This window comes from Loktanella agnita, from assembly GCF_046640325.1.
Taxonomy (GTDB): domain Bacteria; phylum Pseudomonadota; class Alphaproteobacteria; order Rhodobacterales; family Rhodobacteraceae; genus Yoonia; species Yoonia agnita.
In genome coordinates this window covers 16,777-36,534 of sequence record NZ_JBJMBF010000004.1, presented here as the reverse complement: position 1 = coordinate 36,534, position 19,758 = coordinate 16,777, and the positions used below count along the sequence as shown (strand labels likewise).

Below are 19,758 nucleotides of genomic sequence, written 5' to 3'. Positions count from 1 at the left end.
ATTTGTGAACATGAACTTGACTACCCTATTGAGGTTTGCTTCGCCAACCATATTTAGTGACTGCAATTGTTGCAGCTACCGGATGTCGCCGGACCTTGCGACGACTTTGTCATCTTTCAAGTTATCGCCAGTTTGCGCATCGTAGAGTGAGATTGGCTGCCCCAAGCTAGGTTGGGCACCCGAAAAGCAGGGAAGGGCATTTTTTGACACGCTAACGCCTGAATATTGGCGGTTCGGGATATGACGCAGCGGGTCGATACGTCGGTGTAAGGCTGTATACTCTAGGCGCAGACTTGGGAATTTGCAGAACTCCCGCGGTCCTTAGCCTCCGCAATGTTCGGTAGCGCAGGTCTTTTGGATAGGGTGCCACCCGTCCAAACGCTCGAAGCTCACTCAGGATAGCATGCGCGATTTCAGAATTGTCCGAATGTGCAACAATCATACTCACAAAGGATTCACGTGTGGCAAATGTTTCATCATTTGAAAAGGAAGACAGCGCGTCATCGAGAACCGCATTCATGAGCTGCGCTGCATATACCTTGAGCAATCGGGTTCCTTCGACCAAGGCTGCGATGCTATCAAAGGAACGTCGTGGAACTCCTTGGGGCCGATACTCCGGTGAAAGGCAGACCTCAAAACGCAGCCTACGATCAGTCTTTGCGTAGACTTTGAACCTGACACCGCGTCGACCCTTGAACCAGAATGAGGGACTACTTCGAACGAGCGCTGATCTACTGTCCGACACAATAAACGGTCCCGCAAATCTGTTTCCTTCTTCCACCTCAAAGATCACACTTCGTGGATCAGTCCCAGACTCGCCACTGACAGCAGTGAGGTAGTATTTCAGTGTCTCAACCAAACTGATTGGGTCGTCTGCCGCGAACTCCCAGTAGAACTCAATATCACCAAGTATAAATTCGTTAGGATCGACATCAGACTCCTCCGTTAGCCCCACTTCAACCAAATTTTGTGTCAAGCTCGCGACAGTATGGGAAACATAATCACACAGGTGTTCTTCGGCAGACTTGCTCCTTGCAAACCCAAACCGAGCGTCTGCACCCATAATTACATTGTTGTTCTCGACGTATGGTATTTCGCAACGCCACCAGTCATCTTTACGAGCAATTGCGAGGGCGAAGGGATGAACACACCCAACTGTCCTCTGCTGATGATCAGCTATCGGTCGTTGCGCCATGATCCACCTCGTTGGGTTGAACTTGCCGTGTAGCGTTGTCACTGCGTGAACTAGCTCATCATTGTGCACACCCCCGCTTCGCATTGGTGGCATCATTTGAATTGTTAGCTCCCCGGCGACAATAGGAGATACCCCGCTGGTCCCTTGGCCCTGCCCAGTCCCACGTAAAGGCAAACTTTGCCGGAAAAACTGAGTGCGCGGTTGACGCTGTTGGAAGAAATTTACCTCTCCAGTTTCGTCACCTTCAACTGTCATATGTCCAAGATGATAGATCGCAGACAGGATGTCATCTCGTGAATGGGTTGTCCTCCAGCCACCAATTTTCAACACCATCCGGTCAATCATAGTGTTTGCTACTTCAACTCGAGTGCTCCGTCGAAATCGTGGAAATAGTCGGTGACGGTGCAGCCTAGTTCTTGGAGGAGTTGCCATTGGATTAGGGTCTTTACACAGCAGTCGGCGAAGCTTCGAGAGCTTCATATCTTTTGAAGACCCGATAGACCGTTGCTTGGTGCCATTTGCCACCGCGTTGTGTTGGTAGCGATTGGCTCAGATTTAGATGATCCGCGACTTCCTGAAAAGTCATGCACATGGTTGATCGGAGTCGAGAGACTTCCTTGCCAGCCACTCTCGCAAAACTGTCGGCCTCTGTACGGTTTAACCGCGCTAATTGCTTCCCGTTCTTGCCAAGCTCTATTCCTCTAGCTTTTGCGGCCGCGAGAGCCCTTTTCGTTCTATCACTTATCCGACGCGCTTCTTCCTCGGCCATGGCGGCATAAACATGCAACATGAACCGGTCTGCGTTTGGCATATCTGTCGCAATGAAGCTGACACCGCTTTCTATCAGTCCAGAAATAAAGTGGACGTTTCTGGCAAGCCGATCCAGCTTTGCAATTAACAAAACGGCACCTGACTTACGACAGGATGCTATTGCCTTCTGCAATTCTGGTCGATCAGACCGCTTGCCGCTTTCAACTTCAACGAATGAGGCCAACATGGTGCCACCATTGGCTTCCGCATATTGGCTTACAGCTTTGCGCTGGGCATCGAGGCCAAGACCACTTGCACCTTGGCGCTGAGTTGAGACCCGGAAGTAAGTAACATAACAGATTGGCATTTGATGATCCTTAACAAGTAAACGCTGGTTTGCTTGTGAACAGACCTGATCACCAGTTGGTCGATTGTTAGATACTAGGTCCATTTTTTCCATGTTTAGGCTCATTTCGAATTTCCTAGAGTCTTCGGCGCAACATTTTTGAAGTAAGTCCTTATTTTTTTTGTATTTTTCTGATGTCTGCCATGCATATGAGTGGATTCAAGTACGGTGGTCGAGGGTGTAGACGTTAAACTCTCTCATTTACTATCGTTTTCAGCCACTTAGCCATCAGTCCGCTATACAGAAAAACCCTATAGCGTGGTCATATGTGTGACGGTTAGTAGCCCCCAACTGACCTGTAAATTTGTGATATACCTATACCTTTCCAAAAATTCAGATTTTCCTGAAATTTTTTCGACACGTAAGGATAGGGGGGAGGGTGTCCGCTTTTAGGCCGAAAGTTTTGGACTAAACGAAGTCCTGCCGCGACGCGACCGCCTTTTCTTCACCGTGATGCTTCTCTTCCGAGTTGACCGTTCGGATGCACCAACGATGCTAGGTTTCGATGCGTTGCGTATGTAGAACAGCAATTCAGATTCTAACCAACGCGTCATGCCTCCGATACGTTTAGGTTCAAGAAACCGCCCCTGCCGCAGAAGTCGCCAAACCGTTGACTGACCACAACCCATGACATCTGCAACTTGTCCGACCGTTAATAGTCTATCTTCCATCACTCGTTCCCTTCTGTTTGGACCGAGGACTAGAAAGCAGGTACAGAATGCTGTTGTGAAGAGCTAACATTTTTGAAAACTTCCCGAAGTACTTGTATCAAAACTATTTTTTTGAAAAGAGCCACTTCCCACAATCACTACATTTTCCAGAGTTCAAATAGTTAGACCGAATTTACATGAGTGATTGCAAAGAATTTGCCGTACCAGAAAATAGTTACTCTTGACTCTGAAACAGCCGATTCGAATCAGTTATGAGGCCGCGCTGAGGTCGACTTTGTGTACTTTGATACTCTTGTGATTCGTTTTTTTGGCCGTTTCTTGACCTTGAAAACCTTTACCTTGCTCAAGGCAAACTCTGCCCATTGGTCCATTAACTGAGTCCGCCGTTCGAGCAAATCAGAGCGAGCGTAAGCACGTTCAACAGCACTTCCAACTTTGTGAGCTAGTACCAATTCTGCAAGCTCACGATCCGCCATGTCGTTATCTCTGCACCAATCCCGAAACGTCGATCTAAACCCGTGTGTTGTAATCCCGGTCACGCCCATACGCTTCATCAGCGCTGCGAAGACCTGATCGGAGGTTTTCTTGCTGGATCCGTTTTTGGCTTTACCAATTGAGGGAAATATTAGCTCATCGTCAAGTCCTGCAACGCCCGCAAGGATTCGGTCAATCGGCGCGGACAGAGGTACGCGATGCTCCTGCCTTGCCTTCATTCTCTCAGGCGGTACGGTCCAAATATGATCGTCAATTTCGTCCCATCTGGCCCCCCGCGCTTCGTTAGACCTCGAACAGGTAAGTATAAGGAATTCTAGCAAACGAGCCGAAACTCCTTCTCTTCGCGACAGCTTTTCCATAAAATTTGGCAACTCCGCCCATGGCAACGCAGCATGATGTTTCTTTGGACCTTTCGGTGGCAACAGAACTTTGCTTAGTCCATTTACGGGATTTTCTTTGTGGAGGTGACCTGCCCCCTTCGCCCACTCAAAGACGTGCTGTATCCGTTGTTTAATGCGCTTTGCAGTTTCGTACTTCTCACTCCAAATAGGCAAAAGAAGGCGATGGATGTCTTGCACAACAATCAAGTCGATTGGTTTGGCACCTAGCTTAGGGAATACGTACCGTTCGAGCGATGACCACCACAGCTCGGCGTGTTTCTCACTACTCCAAGTGGGCTTGAGCGCGCCAAACGCGCGCGTTGCTGCTTTTTCAAATGTTAAAGTCTCACGACGTCTAAAGGAGTCTGGATCGCCCCCGCTGCGGGCGATCTTTCGCAGCTTAAGAGCTTCTTCTCTCGCTTCCGCAAGCGTCACTAGATTGAATGAACCCAGACCAAGATCGCGCCGTTGTCCAAAAACCGTAGTTCGAAGTATCCACGACTTGCCACTTTGTCGACCAATGCGGAGATACAAGCCACCTCCGTCACAGTACATACCGGGCTTAGTAAACGCTTGAGCACCCTTTACGGTGAGATGCTGTCGAACTCTTTTTCCCATCGTTGATCCCATCATGCAGTCTAGGTTGTGCTGAGATTGATGGTAAGCAATCGAGATTTCTTGAGCAAACTAAGTTATTGTTGTTAAACTATTTAATAGCATTTGAGAGTTGAAGGTAGCAGACAAATTCTGACCTAGGGACTGCCATTGGTCTTCCATAAATGATTAGATGAAAATGTAGTTATTTTCGGCTTAGCATACGGTTTATTCCGCAGGGACGGCGGCAGTGCCGCCGGAACGCTGCCAGAACTCTGGCAGCTCACCTGCAATGACGTTGCCTGCGCGAACATCGGTGTAATTCGCAATCTCGCTGATCAGGCGGCGCATATTGATAGGAAACAACGCGCAGTGCAGGATCGCGATGGGTAGAAGACCCAGGAAGACCGAATAAGCAACCAGCAGTACATTGCTGCACACACCCAAGAGCCGCAGGGTGATCAGTTGCTTGGCCGCATAGGCCCCGAAGGTGACCAACGCTGCCAGCACACCGACAAAATGCGGGAATTGCGCGCCGAAGCTTTCGCTGACGAGGCTGAGCGACTGTGCGCTGCCGGCCTTGAGAGCATAAAGGCTATAACCATCGATCAAGGCGATGGGTAAGATGACGGGGGCTGCCAGAACTCCGACAAACATTGAGATGGTGACAGCAATACAAATAACAGATTCACTCGTACCGGAAAGGGCGTTGCGGATTGGCTTTCCAGACATTTTATTTTTCCTTTAATTCGGTGGCGCTTAGCCGGTGTAACGTTTCTGCTAACTTGATAATAAATAAATCGGCCTGTGCCACATGGCGATTTTATGACGGCATAAAATCGCTAAACGCTATAAAAACATGGGCTAAATCCAGCTATCGGCAAAGATTGACCGACACGTCAGAACGGCAAAATACGGCGTCTTTTTTTGCCATAATTCAATTTTCCCCTTCTTTCATTGAATGAATTTATCGACCCTATTTTCAAGAACGCCTCAAAGTTGTCAAAATTCAGCACTCAATCCGTAGATTGAAAATGGGATGCGCGAAATTCCGCGACATGACGAAACGCGGTGATTTTTTATCTAGACGGGCGTGATCACGTCTAAATAGTGGCAATAACACGTCATAGTTGCACTCTCAGCGTAGGGAACCAATGAATCAGCTGCAGCTTTCCGGTTGCTCGTGCCGCGTGCTGGGCTAGGCTAACCCCAATCATCAACAGGGAGCACCGCAAAATGTCACTTAAATATCTTCACACCATGGTCCGCGTTAAGGATCTGGAGAAATCCATGGCGTTCTTCGAATTGCTTGGCCTGAAGGAAACGCGCCGTATCGACAATGATGGCGGGCGGTTTTCGCTGGTCTTTATGGCCCCTCCGGGACAGGAGGAATGCCCGGTCGAGCTGACCTATAATTGGGATGGTGATGATGCGTTGCCATCTGACAGCCGTCATTTCGGGCATCTGGCTTATCGGGTCGCGAATATCTACGACACTTGCCAGCACCTGATGGACAATGGCGTCACCATCAATCGTCCGCCGCGCGATGGGCATATGGCTTTTGTCCGCTCCCCCGACAATATCTCTATCGAGCTTTTGCAGGAAGGGGACAATCTGCCCTCTGCCGAACCGTGGGCAAGCATGGATAATACAGGCCATTGGTAAAAACTGCCGCATTCATCGCCTGCCTTTGGGCCGCGCCAGCCGATGCGTGTCGGCTCGCGCTGGTGTTGGCGATGGATGTATCCTCTTCCGTGAACGCGGAAGAGGATCGTTTGCAGCGTGATGGGCTGGCCGCTGCGCTACAAGCGCCTGATGTACAGGCCGCCTTTCTGTCCGGGCCCGATCCGGTCGCAGTTTTCGTGTTTGAATGGAGCGGGCGTTATAATCAGACCGATTTGACGGATTGGGTGTTGATTGAAACACCCACTGATTTGCGAGCGCTATCTGAGATGATTGCGACCAGCACGCGCAGCCAAGATGATTTCCCGACGGCCATGGGGTATGCATTGGGTCACGCGGCGGTCCGCCTCCGTGCCGCCCCGGGCTGTGCCAAGCGCACGATTGATATTTCCGGCGATGGCGAGAACAATGATGGATTTGGCCCGCAGAGCGCCTATGACGCGTTTGATTTCGCGGATGTCACCGTAAACGGGCTGGTAATCAACGGTGCCGAGTTCGAAGCCGAGACCGACCTTGTCAGCTTTTATCGCGATCACGTGATCCATGGGCCGGGTGCCTTTGTTGAAATCGCTGACGGCTTTGATGATTACGAACGCGCCATGCGCCGCAAGCTGATCCGCGAAATCACGGCTCAGGTGATAGGCGTGCTCACGACGATGGAGCCCTCAGAAGGATAATCAGGACGGCACTATTGCTCTGACGCGAGATTTCCATGTCCAATGTTACCGTCGCCCCTGTCCGAGATGGACCTTGCCGGGCGTAGTTGGCATTGTATCACGCTGCCCCGCGCACATTATATCAGTAGATATAGCGTATCTGCTCTGTCCAATAGCGTTCAACACGGCGGAGCGCGGTAGTGATTTCGTCGATCCCCTCCTGATCCAACACACCGCGATCAACCAACCCGTCCGCGTGGGTGGAGAACAGCTTGGCCACGATATCGCGCACGCCCCGGCCCTTTTCGGTCAACCGCACCCGCACGGATCGCCTGTCAACCTCGCTCCGCTCATGATGCATGTAGCCCATATCTACGAGTTTCTTGAGATTATAGGATACATTAGAGCCTTGGTAATAACCGCGGGTTTTCAATTCCCCGGCGGTGACTTCATTATCGCCTATATTGAAAAGGAGTAATGCCTGCACGGCGTTGATCTCTAGCAGGCCAACCCGCTCAAATTCGTCTTTGATGACATCAAGCAGCAGGCGATGCAGACGTTCAACCAGCGTCAAAGCATCAAGATATGATGTCATGAAAGCGGCGGTGCGAGCAGATTTCAGGGCGTCGTCCTTCGGCGCGTCCAGATCCGTGTGAATGCTCATATTATTACTCCGTTCTCAGGTGCAGACCGAGATAAGACGAAACAAACAAAATTCAGTTAAACGATAAAATTGATACGATTACGGTGAAAATCACGCGGGACGGGTCACCCCATGAGCCCCCGCCGCGATACTTTCGATCAGCCCGACGTACAGATCGGGCACCGGAAACTGGCCACCGATCCAACCATAGATATCATGGTCATTCTCGGCCAGCAGCTGGTCGTAAAGGGCCAAGTCGTCATCCGACATATCGGCCACATGCGTATCGGCATAGGCGGATAGGATCAGGTCCATTTCCTTGATCCCACGGCGCATCGACCGCATCCGCAACCGTTTGACCATATCTGCACGGGATTCAGTCACACGCGGTCCTTTAGAATAATGCGCAAACGCTTTTCCAACTGGCCAAGCTTATCGCCCTTTTGCTTAATCTCAGTCCGGAGGGCGCGCATCTGCGTCAGCAGATCGCTCAGATCCGCAGACAGCGGTTTCTCTTCGTCGGGTCCCTCTGGTCCGTCGCCTTCGCCGGTCAGCAACCAGCTGAGCGAGACGCCAAGGATGCCGCTCAGCATTTGCAGTCGGTTCGCGCGCGGTTCCTTGATGTCGTTTTCCCACCCCAGAATCGTAGAGGACCTGACGCCGATCCGTGAGGCCAGCGCCTTTTGTGTCAGCCCTGCCGCCTCGCGCGCGCCAGCCAGCCTGTCGCCAAATGTCGCCGCCTCTTCGCTGAACCAGCCGCTGTCATCCGTCATCTTGTCACCCTTGTTGCTTGCCATCCGCAGCACTTGCCCCCTATGTCACAGATAGGTTCTACTTACCACTGGATGCCAAGATGACCTTTCTCTCTGCGACACTCGACCGCGTCAAACCGTCCCCCACAATTGCAGTGACCACCAAAGCGGCGGAGCTGAAGGCCGCAGGCCGTGATGTGATCGGATTGGGCGCGGGCGAGCCGGATTTTGACACACCAAAGAACATCAAGGACGCCGCTGTTGCCGCGATTGCGGCGGGCCGCACGAAATACACTGCTGTTGATGGTATCCCAGAGCTGAAACAGGCGATCTGCGTCAAGTTCAGCCGTGACAATGCGCTGGAGTATACCCCGGCACAAATCACGGTCGGCACCGGCGGCAAGCAGGTGCTGTACAATGCCTTTATGGCCACGCTGAACCCGGGCGATGAGGTGATCATCCCTGCCCCCTATTGGGTCAGCTATCCCGACATGGTGCTGCTGGCCGGGGGCACACCCGTAACCGTCGAAGCCACGCTAGAGGCTAATTTCAAAATTACCGCGGCACAGCTAGAGGCCGCGATTACCCCGCAGACAAAATGGTTTCTCTTCAACTCTCCGTCCAACCCTACCGGTGCGGGGTATTCATGGAGCGAGTTAAAAGAACTGACAGACGTTCTGCTGCGCCATCCTCATGTTTGGGTGATGACCGACGACATGTATGAACATCTGGCCTACGACGATTTCAAATTCTGCACGCCTGCGCAGGTGGAACCGAAACTTTTTGACCAGACACTGACCGTGAATGGCGTGTCTAAGGCCTATGCGATGACCGGCTGGCGGATCGGCTATGCAGGCGGGCCTGAGGTGCTGATCAAGGCGATGCGCAAGGTGCAATCACAATCCACATCCAATCCTTGTTCAGTCAGCCAATACGCGGCGGTTGAGGCGTTGAACGGCACACAGGAATTTCTGGCACCAAACAATACAATCTTTGAACGACGCCGCGATCTGGTGGTGGAGATGTTGAACCAAGCGCCGGGCATCGTTTGCCCAAAGCCCGAAGGTGCGTTCTACGTCTATCCATCCATTGCAGGCTGCATCGGTAAAACGTCAGCGGCAGGAGCCGTGATCGCCAATGACGAAAGCTTTGCAACGGCGTTACTTGAAGAAACCGGCGTGGCGGTGGTGTTTGGGGCCGCCTTTGGGCTGTCGCCGAATTTCCGGGTCAGCTATGCGACCTCGGACGAGGCACTGACCGAAGCCTGCACCCGGATCATCAAGTTTTGCGAGAGCTTGCGCTAACAACAGGCTGGGCTGCAGTCTCCTTTAACACAATGAAATTGCCGGTTGCGCAATGGCCAGCCTGTTTTCTAAGATCGTCACGGTGTAGCATGTAACGGCTTGGCGCTGGCGGAGTCAGGATGTTACCGTTCTTTGTGATCAATCGCCCGAAAAATTGGAAATATTAATGAGTTCTGAACTCCCGGACTATTACTTCCGTATTCGCGAAAATGGCGCAGCGGTGTTTCGTGTTGAGACCGAAAACCGCAATCGCCGGATCGAGATGGAACAGATTGCCATCGTGAACACCAACCGTGGTGACTATAAGCCACATGGCGACCGAAAGCTCTCTGATGCAGATATTGCGGCTATCGACCGCTGGCTGAAAGACCGGCTTGCGCTGCTGGAGCGCCGCAGCGTCGACGATATCCATCGCGCAATTGATTATCTGAACCTGACGGCGCAATGGGTCCAGTCAAAGGCCAGCGACGACCAACTGGATGAGGTGATCGAACCGCTGCTGCTGGCGATGCACGACCTGCGTACCGTGCTGGTCCGCAAGAAGGCCGACCGGATCAGCCGGGGCGAATAGCGTATTAGAAGCCCCGCCTGCGACCGAAACTCTAATGCACTCTGTCGCAAGCAGTTGCTAAAACTCGCTACAGCCGCCCCGCTGCCTTGATCGCAAAGGCGTAAGAGCGCGCCGCATCCTCTAGCGCAGCAAACCGCCCCGACTTTCCGAAGTGCCCCGATGTCATGTTCGTGCGCAGCATCAGGATATTATTGTCGGTCTTGGTCACCCGCAGCTTTGCGACCCATTTCGCGGGTTCCCAATAGGTCACGCGCGGATCAGAGACGCCTGCCGTGACAAGCATCGCCGGGTAGTCCTGGACGGTGACATTATCATAGGGCGAATAGGCGCGAATATCAGCGAAGGCATCGGCGCTTTCAATCGGGTTGCCCCATTGCGACCATTCCCCCGGTGTCAGGGGAAGCGTGTCATCAAGGATGGTGTTCAGCACATCAACAAACGGCACATCCGCAATCGCGCCAGCCAGCAGATCGGGACGCATGTTCAGTACAGCGCCGACCAGCAAGCCCCCGGCGGACCCGCCTTGAATGACGATCCCGCCTTTATGCGTGTACTGCCGGTCGATCAGCGCCTCTGCCACCGCGATGAAATCGTGGAAGGTGTTCACCTTCTTGTCGAATTTCGCATCCTCATACCATTTGCGACCCTTTTCCTCGCCTCCGCGAATATGGGCGATCACATAGACAAAACCGCGATCCACCAATGACAGGCGGTTGACTGAGAAGCCGGCGGGCATGCTCATCCCATAGGATCCATAACCATAGAGCAGGCAAGGCGCGCTGCCATCCAGCGGCGTCGATTTATGATAGAGGATCGTCACCGGCACCTCTGCCCCGTCATGCGACGTGGCAAGGATACGGCGTGTTACATAATCAGCCGGAACATGGCCCGACGGGATTTCGACCTGCTTGCGCAAGGTGCGGGTGCCGGTGGCAAGGTCATAGTCAAACACCTGCGCCGGGGTGGTGGGCGATGAATAGGTAAAGCGGAACAGGGCAGTATCATATTCCGGGCTGGGCGTGCTGCCCAGCGCATAGGCTTCTTCATCAAAGGAAATCGTTTGGGCGTCAGCGATCAGCGCATCCCGCGCGACAAAGCAGATGCGGGGCAGCGCGTTTTCACGCTCTATCCAGATCATCCAATCCTTGTAGGCCATCATGCCCACCAGCATCCGACCGGGGCGGTGCGGCAGTACCTCGACCCAGTTGGCACGGCCCGGAGCAGATACGGGCGCGCGCATGATTTTGAAATCATAGGCATCATCATCATTGGTGAGGATCAGGAAATCATCCTCTTGATGCTCGACACTATATTCAATGCCGGTGCGGCGCGGTTCGATCACTGAGGGCGCAGCGTCGGGGGCATCTGTGGGAATGACCAACACCTCGTTTTCATCATTCATCCCAGTATTGATGATGATGAACGCGCCAGAGCGGGACCGGTGCAGGCTAACATAGTAACGCTGGTCGGTTTCTTCGTAGACCAGCACATCTGTGGCCGGGTCGCTGCCGCGCATATGGCGGAACACCTTATTGGGGCGGTGGTTTGGATCAACGCGCACATAGAACAATGTCTCGCTATCCGCCCAAGCCACAGCGCCTGTATCGGCGATCTCGTAATCTGCGTCCGTACCCGTGGCCACGTCGCGGAATTTCAGCGCATAGAATTCCGATCCATTCACATCTGCGGCCCAAGCCATCACCATATGGTCCGGCGACATCTCTGTTGTGCCCAGATGGAAATATTCATGTGCTTCCGCTGCTTCATTCACATCAAGAAGCGTATGCGCAGCCCCACCATCGCGCTGGGTGCGGATCAGCGTCGGATGCTCTGCCCCTTCACGATAGCGGACTGCATAGGCAAAGGGGCCATCCGGCATCGGGACGCTGCTGTCATCTTCTTTGATACGCCCACGCATTTCAGCGATGAGCGTTTCTTGCAGCGCTTGCGTGTCGGCCATTGCCGCATCGTAATATGTATTCTCGGCCTGCAAATAGGCTTTGATATCATCGGGCAGCTTGTCCGGTTCGCGCATCGCCTCTTGCCAGTTCGCGGCACGCAGCCAGGCGTAGTCATCATGCAACGTGATGCTGTGATGGGTGGATGTGGTCGGGCGACGCTCAGCCACCGGTGCACCGGGGTTGGCGGGGAAGACGGGGTTCATAAAAGACCTCTCAAGTCGGATTCGGGTGACCCTAGCTTAATGCGTCACTATGGACGATAGGTTGCGGGCGAAGCACCCGGCAAAGATCGCAGATGCGGACCGCCTCGGTAATGCCCATCAACGCCAGTTCATGGAAGGTCGGCAGTTCGAACGGATCAGCGGCACTATAGTCAACCTCATACCCGATATCGGCGAAGGCTGCGATGGACATGCGGCTGATCGGCCGATGCCCGCCCGATAGAAAGCCAGTCAGGAGTTCATCACCAAAGATCAGCTCGCGCCAATGTGCTTCGCGGGTGCCAGGGCCGCCGGTATTTGCAATCGGCACCGCACTGCCCCCATCGGGGTCAAGCACCGCATATTCGCGCGACGCAGCAGGTCCTATATACCGCGGGTCATGGGTACCTGCCCCTCGGACCAGCCCCAGCCGGGACCATAGTGTGCCAAAGCCCAGGACATGTGCCATTTCGTGTAGGATCACGTCTTCGAAACTGCCGACCTCTTCCAGTCGGGCGATATCGGCGTCGTCAAACTGCATGATTCCTTTGACCGGCAGCCCGTTGTCGCTGCGCAAAATGCGCGGACCGGCCTGACCAAGAATACCTTCGGGGCCGTCAATTGTGATGATACTTGCGTCAATATGCAGACCCGTGATCGTTTCACCTTCGACATCGACCGGATCAAATGAGCTGTCGATCACACGGTCCCATTTTGCGGCGGCACGCTCAAACACAGCGCGCCTTGCGGCAGACATCTCACCCGAAAATACCAGCGTAATCATGCGAATGCTCCTTTGGCGATGTATCCCACAATCAACCGCAACGCGCATGATTTGGCCACCCCCAGTCCATGTGCCCCGGCGTATTGCCGCGCAGGAATGCTGCGCGTTTGGAGCCGGTATAGATCACTGATTACAACCTCGGTGGCGAGATATTGCCAATTATTGAACATCGTTCATTTTATACGTTGCGCTAGCTGTCGCCCCACCTTAAATTGAACATTGTTCAAGATAGAGGAAATCAAAATGAAAACCCCAACAATTCTAGCCGGTTTTGCGGCCACCTTGTTGTTGTCCGCCTGCACAAGCCCCAGCGCACAGCACGCAAACCATTCAGCACACCATAGTGCACATGCGAGCGCCCACGCGGTCAGCGCAGTAGGAACGGGCGCGGCCTCTGTCGCGGCGGTTCCTGTCACAGCGGCCGGCACAGTGCTTGAAGTATCTGGGGCGGCTTTGGCTGACGCAGGTGCCAGCTCTGTTGCGCTTGGCAACACGCTTTATCATTCGGGCACCGGGGAGCCGCTTTATCCGACCGTCGCGCCGAACGGCCCACCCACGTTACGTTAAGGAGAAAGCATATGAAACGTATTCTTGCCGCTCTTTGCCTCAGCCTTGGGATGATGCAGCCCACGCAATTGCCCGCTGGCAGCAGTTCCGCGGGCGAGCCGATCCTGCCCGCCGATCAAGTCGCCCAGTTTTCCAACCGGGTCCAGCAGGACCTTGCCGCGCGCGGCGCACGGGTTGCTATCGTCGCACGCATGGGACGGGACCCGTCACAAATGCCCGATGGCATCCGTTATACGCATGTCGGGTTCTGGGTCTATTCACGCATTACCGAGGCAGATGGCAGTACGGGCATGGGATATCAGGTCTTTAACCTGTACCAAGAGGCCGGAGACCGCACGCGCAGTAATCTGGTCCGTGACCTGCCCGCCGACTTCTTTGCCGGGGCGCACGGTCTGGATGCGGGCATCATCATCCCTACCCCGCGGCTTCAGGACAAACTGTTGTCTGTCATCACCAGCCCCGCCTATGCCGCGCTGCATAATCCGAACTATTCAGTGCTTGCAAACCCGAATACCCGGCAGTTCCAGAACTGCACGGAACACACGCTGGATGTGCTGATGGCCGCGCTTTATGACACGGCCGATCCGAATCAGATCAAGGCGAATATCGGGGCCTATTTCGAACCGCAGAGCGTCCGGGTCGGCGGGGTAAAGCGGTTGCTTGCCTCCGCCGCGTCGCGCGCGCTGACGACCATGGATCACGGATCGCAGGTCGGCACGGCCACTTTTGGGTCCATCGCTCGGTTTATGCAGGCCAATGATTTCGCCGATGAAGTCTACCGCGTCACGCCGGACAGGGTAATCCGTTTCTGACAGATTGCGCCGCCGGTCATAGCGATCGGCGGCGCAATAAGCTTAAACGGCCTGCGGCAGCGCCCGTCCTTCATCCCATGCGATAATATTGTCGAGCGCCATCTGCCCCATCGCCGCGCGCACTTCCAGCGCGGCGGTGCCCAGATGCGGCAGCAAGGTGACATTTTCCAGCGCACGGAATGCGTCTGGCACCACAGGTTCCTGTGCAAACACATCCAGCCCCGCGCCCGCAATCTTGGCGTTTTCCAAAGCATCAATCAGCGCTGGTTCATCTACCACATCGCCACGCGCAATGTTCACGAAAACTCCGGTAGTTTTCATCGCAGCCAATGCATCCGCATCAATCATATTGGTATTCGCCCCGCCCCCCGGCACGGTGACCACAATGATGTCTGCACCGCGCATCAAATCCACCAGACTGTCGACCTGCTGCGCCGGAAAATCCACATGTTTGCGAGACCGATTGTAAAACATCACCGGCATATCAAAACCATAGTGACAGCGGCGCGCCACGGCCTGCCCGATCCGGCCCATGCCAACAATGCCAACCGTTTTGCCCGTCACATGGGTGCCCAGCATTTGTGTCGGTGCCCAGCCCGTCCATTTATCGGCGCGCACCAGACGCTCCCCCTCGCCCGCGCGGCGGCAAGTGGACAAGATCAGGGTCATACCGATATCCGCCGTCGCATCCGTGACCACATCGGGCGTATTGGACACCGCAACGCCAGCGGCCTGTGCCGCCGCGACATCGATGTGATTATAACCAACCCCGAAATTCGCCAGCACGCCGCAGCGGATTGTTCCGGTAAAAGCGTCCTTTGCGAAGCGATCCCCCAGCGTGGGCAGGATTGCATCGTAATCGGCGAGCGCCGCTGCTGCCTCTTCTATGGTCAGCCCTTCTGGCATATCGCGGAGCGTCACGTCATAACGCGCGCGCGCGGCGTCAAGGTTCGCCTGCGGCAACAGCCTTGTAATCAGTAGTTTTTTCAATGCAAACGCCCTCCGACAGGCACCGGCTGGTCGGGGCCGACCAGCACCACTGCACCATCTTTATCCGGCATGCCAAGCACCAGCACCTCGGACATGAATTTACCGATCTGTCGGGGTGGGAAGTTCACCACCGCAAGTACTTGGCGACCAACGAGCGCTTGGGGATCGTAATGCACCGTGATCTGGGCGGAGGTCTTTTTCTCGCCGATTTCATCACCGAAATTGATCCACAGTTTGATCGCGGGTTTGCGTGCCTCTGGAAAGGGTTCCGCGCGCAGGATTGTCCCTGCGCGTATGTCGACTTTCATGAAATCGTCGAAATTGATCTCAGCCACCGGCCAGTTCCCGCGACCGGTTTGCTGCGGCAGCCACGGCCTTGCGCATCAGTTGACCAAGCCCGATGTCATCGTCCATCAGGACATCCAACGCGGCTTGGGTTGTGCCATTGGGTGAGGTGACATTCTGGCGAAGCTGGGACGGGCTGTCATCCACATCTTCGGCCAATTCGCCTGCCCCGCCCACAGTCGCCTTGGCGAGCTGCATGGCCATTTCCGAAGGTAAACCTTCGGCCACGCCAGCGGCGGCCAGCACCTCGATCAGGTGAAAAACATAGGCCGGGCCAGAGCCGGAAACAGCCGTCACAGCATCCATCTGATCCTCGTTCTCAAGGCGAACAGTCTGGCCGATGGACCACAGCAGCGCCTCGGCCAGATCAAGATCATCGCCGCTGGTCCGGGCGTTACCGATCAGCGCGGTAATGCCCCGGCCAATGGCCGCGGGCGTGTTAGGCATCGCCCGAATGATCGGAGTCTGCGCACCCAAAATAGCCTCAAACGTGCTGATCGGTGTCCCCGCTGCAATAGAAATCACCAGTGTCTTGCCGTTGCCCAGCGTTTTCACGTCCGGCAGTGCCGCTTCCATCATCTGCGGTTTGACCGCGACAATGGCGATTGCAGGATCAGCAGGCAGATCGCCGCCAATCTGTACGCCCTGCGCTTTGAGCCAGTCCGACGGGTTGGGGTCGATCACCCAAACCGATGCGGGCGGCAAGCCGTTGCGCAACCACCCTTCGAGCATGGCAGACCCCATCTTGCCGCACCCTAGCAGGACAAGGCCGCGCTCTGCGACGTCATTCATGTCCATTAAATACCCTCCTGATGTAATATCAGGAGGTTACGCAAAGGTAAGGTGGGTTTAAACCCACCTTACGTGAAATTTTACGCGCGCCCGAAAACGCCACCGATGGCAGCCTGCACGGCCTGTTCGGGTGTTCGGTCTGACCATGTCACCAATTGGATCGCCGGATAATACTGTTCGCAAGCGCTGACCGCGGCGCTGATCATCGTATCGACCTGATCCGGCCCGGCAACCTGATCGCCCGACAGCATCAGACCATAGCGATACACCATCAGCTTTTGCGCATCCCACCAGGTGAACGCCCCCGCCCAGCAGCGGTCATTGATCGCGTTGAGCGTTTCATAAAGCGCGGGCATCCGGTCTTCTGGCGGCTCCATCTCGTAGGTGCAGATCAAGCGCAGTGTTTCATCATAGGCGGACCAAGCCAGAGTGATCGCATAGGTACGCCACTGGCCTTCTACTGCCATGGCGATCTGGTCGTCATGGATACGGTCAAATTCCCATGCATGGTGTTCGGCGATATGCTCCACCAGGTCGATAGGGTGAAGATCATCAGCTTCGAGATACTGCTCGGACAATGCCATTTTTATGGCCTCACTGCTTGGCGCCTGGGTTATGGCAGCCCTCAAGCGCTAGGTACCTGCTCTAGGGGCGGTATTGTTCACTCATTACCCCTACAAGATATCGTTGCAGTCGTTCAGCCTTCTGTAAAGTCATTTTTTGGGGATAAGGCTGCAGTCGCAGAAATTTCATGTGGATAACAACTGGGGGCGACGTCTCGCTTACCAGCAGTAATCATGGAATTCATCGATTTGCTATTTCACACCGCCTAATGTTACTTTGGGTTGAGTTAGTGGGCATCAAGTAACCGGGGGCATTTCATGGCGGATTATTCCTTTATTGGCTATGCGCCGGGTTCGATTAATATTGGCGGTACGATCTCGGTTTCGGGGACCTACGATCCGGACACAGGCCGCAGGGTCTTTGATGTCAATGACGCAGCCGGCGGGAACGTCCTGGGCGGCGCGAACGGGCGGGCAGATGAAGGTACATTCTTCGACGGCGATCGCTACAATAATGAGGCCGGTGACGACACGACACAAACGGGCAGCGTAACAAACCTTGACGGCTCAACGACCTTCCTGAGCGGAAATATCTATCTCGAAAATGCTTATGTGTTGACCAAGCCGGGCGGCGGTACGATCACTCTATACGCCGTAGAGGTAGACGGCGCTTTGGCAGGCTACATCGTTTCCGAGCCGCTGGAAGCGGGGGTCAATTATACAGCCTCGCAATTCAATGTAACACCCACCGGGGCCGGGGCGGGTAATGTGCCACCCCCCGATACCGCCGATCCCACAGCACTGATAGATGTGCCCTGCTTTACTGCGGGCACACTTATTCTGACGCCGCAAGGGGAACGCCGGATCGAAGACCTTTGTGCGAACGATCTGGTGGTCACCATGGATCACGGCGATCAACCGATCCGCTGGATCGGATCGAGTCCCCGGCGCGCGGTCGGACCTCTTGCCCCGATCAGGATCTGTGCTGGCGCGCTTGGCAATACTCGGGACCTCTTTGTTTCGCCGCAACATCGTGTCCTGCTACGTGGTGGCCAAGCAGAGCTGTTGTTCGGCGAAAGCGAGGTTCTCGTCCCGGCAAAAACGCTGGTCAACGACCGCTCTATCACGCGGGTCATTGGCGGGGAGGTCGTGTATTATCATATGCTGTTTGACCGACATCAGATCGTATGGTCCGAAGGTGCCCCGACCGAGAGCTTTCATCCCGGTTCTGTCGGCTGGAACGCGATGGATGCAGCAACGCGGAATGAAATCCTGTCTATTTTCCCGCAGCTTGATGGCGGGAACTTTGAAAACTACGGCGCGTCCGCGCGGATGTCGCTCAAATCCCACGAGGCGATGACACTGCGCAACATGATCTGGCAGTAATCGCATATTTTGCCAGACGCATGTGTTGTTCTTGTGCTGAACATTCCGGGGGAGCGAAAAGAGCACAAGTGTGGAGTTGACGCGCGCCGTAGTCACGATCCCCCGAACTTGAAACTATTCAGATGCTTCTTACAAAGCATGCCCCGTCGCGCGCGAAGTCATAGCATCGCGCGCGACGGGGCATACTGTTCCTGAGTTCGGCCTACGCCGCAGCCATCACTTTTTGCAACTGGATCGCCGCATCCCCAAGTTGGTGGTCAATCATTGTCAGCCGTTTGGCGTAATGTGCGCCGGGGTATTCCCATGTCATCCCAATGCCGCCATGCAGCTGGATCGCCTCTTCAGCGCATTTGATCGCTGTGCGTCCGATCAGGTTCTTGGCCATCGCCACGTATTTCGCGCAATGCGCTGGGTCATCTAGCCGTGAAGCGGCCAGTGTAGTTATCGACCGGCATTGTTCGACCTCAATCGCCACATCAATGATCCGGTGCTGCAACGCTTGAAATACCGCGATTGGCCGCCCGAATTGCTGTCGCTGCTTCATGTAGTCGATTGTGGTGGCCAGAAGCACATCCATCGCGCCGACAGCCTCTGCACAAAGCGCGAGCCGCCCGGCGTCCAGTGCGGATGCAATGACATCGCCCGCATCCTCGGCCAGACATTCGGCTGGGGTGTCATCCAGCAACACCTCGCCCGCGCCGCCGCCGTCGATCATCGCGTAGTCAATCGTTTCGGCGCTGTCGGTCAGATAAAGTCCGATTATGCCATCCGCCTGTGCAGCGACCAGCAGGAAATCCGCCCCCGGCGCGCCGTAGACCACCGATTTGCGCCCGTTCAACTTGCCATCTGCAAACCGTGTGGCGATATCAGATAATCGCTCGCCTGCTTCAGGCTCAAAGACGGCGACGGCGGCACGCTTTGATCCCGCAACAAGCTCTTCCACCAGATCATCCTTGCCCAATGCAGCCAGCAACCGCACGGCCAGCAGCGTGCCCAGCAGCGGTTCGGCGCAAAGGGCGCGGCCCAGTTCTTCGAACACGGTTGTGATGTCAAAACCCGCGCCACCAAAGCCGCCCTGATCCTCGGCGATGAACGCGCCGATGACCCCCAGTTCGGCCAGTTCGGTATATTTTGCGGGCGCATGGAACGGTGCGGCATAGGCGGCCTTATTCCGGCTTTCGATATCATATTTGTCCGTCAGATAGCGGCGCAGCGTGTCCGACAACATGCGGCGATCTTCGGAGAGTGTGAAATCCAT

General features: G+C 54.9%; 22 protein-coding genes. 7 read left to right on the top strand and 15 right to left on the bottom strand.

Annotated features, from left to right (window positions below):
• Positions 1-211: 211 nt before the first annotated feature.
• The 5 genes from ACJ5NV_RS05400 to ACJ5NV_RS05380 all read right to left on the bottom strand — a co-directional run bounded on the left by ACJ5NV_RS05400 (position 212) and on the right by ACJ5NV_RS05380 (position 5,223).
• On the bottom strand, positions 212-1,540 hold the full coding sequence (locus ACJ5NV_RS05400; protein WP_411642609.1) for a hypothetical protein: 1,329 nt from the start codon (positions 1,538-1,540) through the stop codon (positions 212-214).
• Positions 1,541-1,640: 100 nt separating this feature from the next.
• Complete coding sequence (locus ACJ5NV_RS05395; RefSeq protein ID WP_411642608.1) at positions 1,641-2,405, bottom strand: recombinase family protein; 765 nt, start codon at positions 2,403-2,405, stop codon at positions 1,641-1,643.
• Positions 2,406-2,740: 335 nt separating this feature from the next.
• Positions 2,741-3,022: a helix-turn-helix transcriptional regulator gene (locus tag ACJ5NV_RS05390; protein ID WP_411642607.1), complete on the bottom strand. Its 282-nt coding sequence runs from the start codon at positions 3,020-3,022 to the stop codon at positions 2,741-2,743.
• Between the two features lie 245 nt (positions 3,023-3,267).
• Positions 3,268-4,515, bottom strand: a complete 1,248-nt coding sequence (locus tag ACJ5NV_RS05385) for a tyrosine-type recombinase/integrase (protein ID WP_411642606.1) — start codon at positions 4,513-4,515, stop codon at positions 3,268-3,270.
• A 204-nt stretch (positions 4,516-4,719) separates the two neighbouring features.
• On the bottom strand, positions 4,720-5,223 hold the full coding sequence (locus ACJ5NV_RS05380; protein WP_411642605.1) for a hypothetical protein: 504 nt from the start codon (positions 5,221-5,223) through the stop codon (positions 4,720-4,722).
• A 504-nt stretch (positions 5,224-5,727) separates the two neighbouring features.
• On the opposite strand from ACJ5NV_RS05380, the gene ACJ5NV_RS05375 reads away from it, so the two are divergent.
• A complete protein-coding gene (locus tag ACJ5NV_RS05375; protein WP_411642604.1) occupies positions 5,728-6,156 on the top strand; it encodes a VOC family protein in 429 nt (142 codons plus the stop codon).
• Complete coding sequence (locus tag ACJ5NV_RS05370) at positions 6,150-6,851, top strand: DUF1194 domain-containing protein (RefSeq protein ID WP_411642603.1); 702 nt, start codon at positions 6,150-6,152, stop codon at positions 6,849-6,851. The genes ACJ5NV_RS05375 and ACJ5NV_RS05370 overlap by 7 nt, the downstream gene beginning before the upstream one ends.
• Before the next feature lie 121 nt (positions 6,852-6,972).
• On the opposite strand, the gene ACJ5NV_RS05365 is transcribed toward ACJ5NV_RS05370, so the two are convergent.
• The 3 genes from ACJ5NV_RS05365 to ACJ5NV_RS05355 all read right to left on the bottom strand — a co-directional run bounded on the left by ACJ5NV_RS05365 (position 6,973) and on the right by ACJ5NV_RS05355 (position 8,270).
• A complete protein-coding gene (locus ACJ5NV_RS05365) occupies positions 6,973-7,494 on the bottom strand; it encodes a MarR family winged helix-turn-helix transcriptional regulator (RefSeq protein WP_411642602.1) in 522 nt (173 codons plus the stop codon).
• 90 nt (positions 7,495-7,584) lie between these two features.
• Complete coding sequence (locus tag ACJ5NV_RS05360; protein WP_411642601.1) at positions 7,585-7,857, bottom strand: succinate dehydrogenase assembly factor 2; 273 nt, start codon at positions 7,855-7,857, stop codon at positions 7,585-7,587.
• The gene (locus ACJ5NV_RS05355) at positions 7,854-8,270 is read right to left on the bottom strand and encodes a helix-turn-helix domain-containing protein (RefSeq protein WP_411642600.1); all 417 of its coding nucleotides are present in this window, start codon (positions 8,268-8,270) and stop codon (positions 7,854-7,856) included. Before ACJ5NV_RS05355 ends, ACJ5NV_RS05360 begins: the two co-directional genes overlap by 4 nt.
• 56 nt (positions 8,271-8,326) lie before the next feature.
• Between ACJ5NV_RS05355 and ACJ5NV_RS05350 the strand changes: the two genes are divergently transcribed.
• Both ACJ5NV_RS05350 and ACJ5NV_RS05345 read left to right on the top strand, forming a co-directional pair.
• Positions 8,327-9,529, top strand: coding sequence for a pyridoxal phosphate-dependent aminotransferase (locus ACJ5NV_RS05350; RefSeq protein ID WP_411642599.1), 1,203 nt, complete (start codon positions 8,327-8,329; stop codon positions 9,527-9,529).
• 166 nt (positions 9,530-9,695) lie between these two features.
• A complete protein-coding gene (locus ACJ5NV_RS05345; RefSeq protein ID WP_411642598.1) occupies positions 9,696-10,100 on the top strand; it encodes a hypothetical protein in 405 nt (134 codons plus the stop codon).
• A gap of 67 nt (positions 10,101-10,167) precedes the next feature.
• On the opposite strand, the gene ACJ5NV_RS05340 is transcribed toward ACJ5NV_RS05345, so the two are convergent.
• Together ACJ5NV_RS05340 and ACJ5NV_RS05335 are read right to left on the bottom strand one after the other, a co-directional pair.
• Entirely contained in the window at positions 10,168-12,264 is a 2,097-nt protein-coding gene (locus ACJ5NV_RS05340; protein ID WP_411642597.1) for a S9 family peptidase, read from the bottom strand.
• 31 nt (positions 12,265-12,295) lie between these two features.
• Positions 12,296-13,045: a leishmanolysin-related zinc metalloendopeptidase gene (locus ACJ5NV_RS05335; protein WP_411642596.1), complete on the bottom strand. Its 750-nt coding sequence runs from the start codon at positions 13,043-13,045 to the stop codon at positions 12,296-12,298.
• Between the two features lie 243 nt (positions 13,046-13,288).
• Here ACJ5NV_RS05335 and ACJ5NV_RS05330 point away from each other — a divergent pair, with 243 nt between their 5' ends.
• Both ACJ5NV_RS05330 and ACJ5NV_RS05325 read left to right on the top strand, forming a co-directional pair.
• A complete protein-coding gene (locus ACJ5NV_RS05330; RefSeq protein ID WP_411642595.1) occupies positions 13,289-13,612 on the top strand; it encodes a hypothetical protein in 324 nt (107 codons plus the stop codon).
• 11 nt (positions 13,613-13,623) lie between these two features.
• Positions 13,624-14,424, top strand: coding sequence for a DUF2145 domain-containing protein (locus ACJ5NV_RS05325; protein WP_411642594.1), 801 nt, complete (start codon positions 13,624-13,626; stop codon positions 14,422-14,424).
• Between the two features lie 42 nt (positions 14,425-14,466).
• Here the strand turns inward: ACJ5NV_RS05325 and ACJ5NV_RS05320 are convergent, their stop codons facing one another.
• The 4 genes from ACJ5NV_RS05320 to ACJ5NV_RS05305 all read right to left on the bottom strand — a co-directional run bounded on the left by ACJ5NV_RS05320 (position 14,467) and on the right by ACJ5NV_RS05305 (position 17,135).
• Positions 14,467-15,414: a 2-hydroxyacid dehydrogenase gene (locus ACJ5NV_RS05320; RefSeq protein WP_411642593.1), complete on the bottom strand. Its 948-nt coding sequence runs from the start codon at positions 15,412-15,414 to the stop codon at positions 14,467-14,469.
• Positions 15,411-15,749 carry a tRNA-binding protein gene (locus ACJ5NV_RS05315; protein ID WP_411642592.1) on the bottom strand — a complete coding sequence of 113 codons (339 nt, stop codon included), beginning with the start codon at positions 15,747-15,749 and terminating at the stop codon, positions 15,411-15,413. The genes ACJ5NV_RS05320 and ACJ5NV_RS05315 overlap by 4 nt, the downstream gene beginning before the upstream one ends.
• Positions 15,742-16,557, bottom strand: a complete 816-nt coding sequence (gene proC / locus ACJ5NV_RS05310) for a pyrroline-5-carboxylate reductase (RefSeq protein ID WP_411642591.1) — start codon at positions 16,555-16,557, stop codon at positions 15,742-15,744. Before proC ends, ACJ5NV_RS05315 begins: the two co-directional genes overlap by 8 nt.
• A gap of 74 nt (positions 16,558-16,631) precedes the next feature.
• Positions 16,632-17,135, bottom strand: a complete 504-nt coding sequence (locus ACJ5NV_RS05305) for a type III secretion system chaperone family protein (protein WP_411642590.1) — start codon at positions 17,133-17,135, stop codon at positions 16,632-16,634.
• 297 nt (positions 17,136-17,432) lie between these two features.
• Here ACJ5NV_RS05305 and ACJ5NV_RS05300 point away from each other — a divergent pair, with 297 nt between their 5' ends.
• Positions 17,433-18,500, top strand: a complete 1,068-nt coding sequence (locus ACJ5NV_RS05300; RefSeq protein ID WP_411642589.1) for a Hint domain-containing protein — start codon at positions 17,433-17,435, stop codon at positions 18,498-18,500.
• 202 nt (positions 18,501-18,702) lie between these two features.
• On the opposite strand, the gene ACJ5NV_RS05295 is transcribed toward ACJ5NV_RS05300, so the two are convergent.
• Positions 18,703-19,758 (bottom strand): acyl-CoA dehydrogenase family protein, encoded by a 1,056-nt coding sequence (locus ACJ5NV_RS05295; protein WP_411642588.1) that lies wholly within the window; start codon positions 19,756-19,758, stop codon positions 18,703-18,705.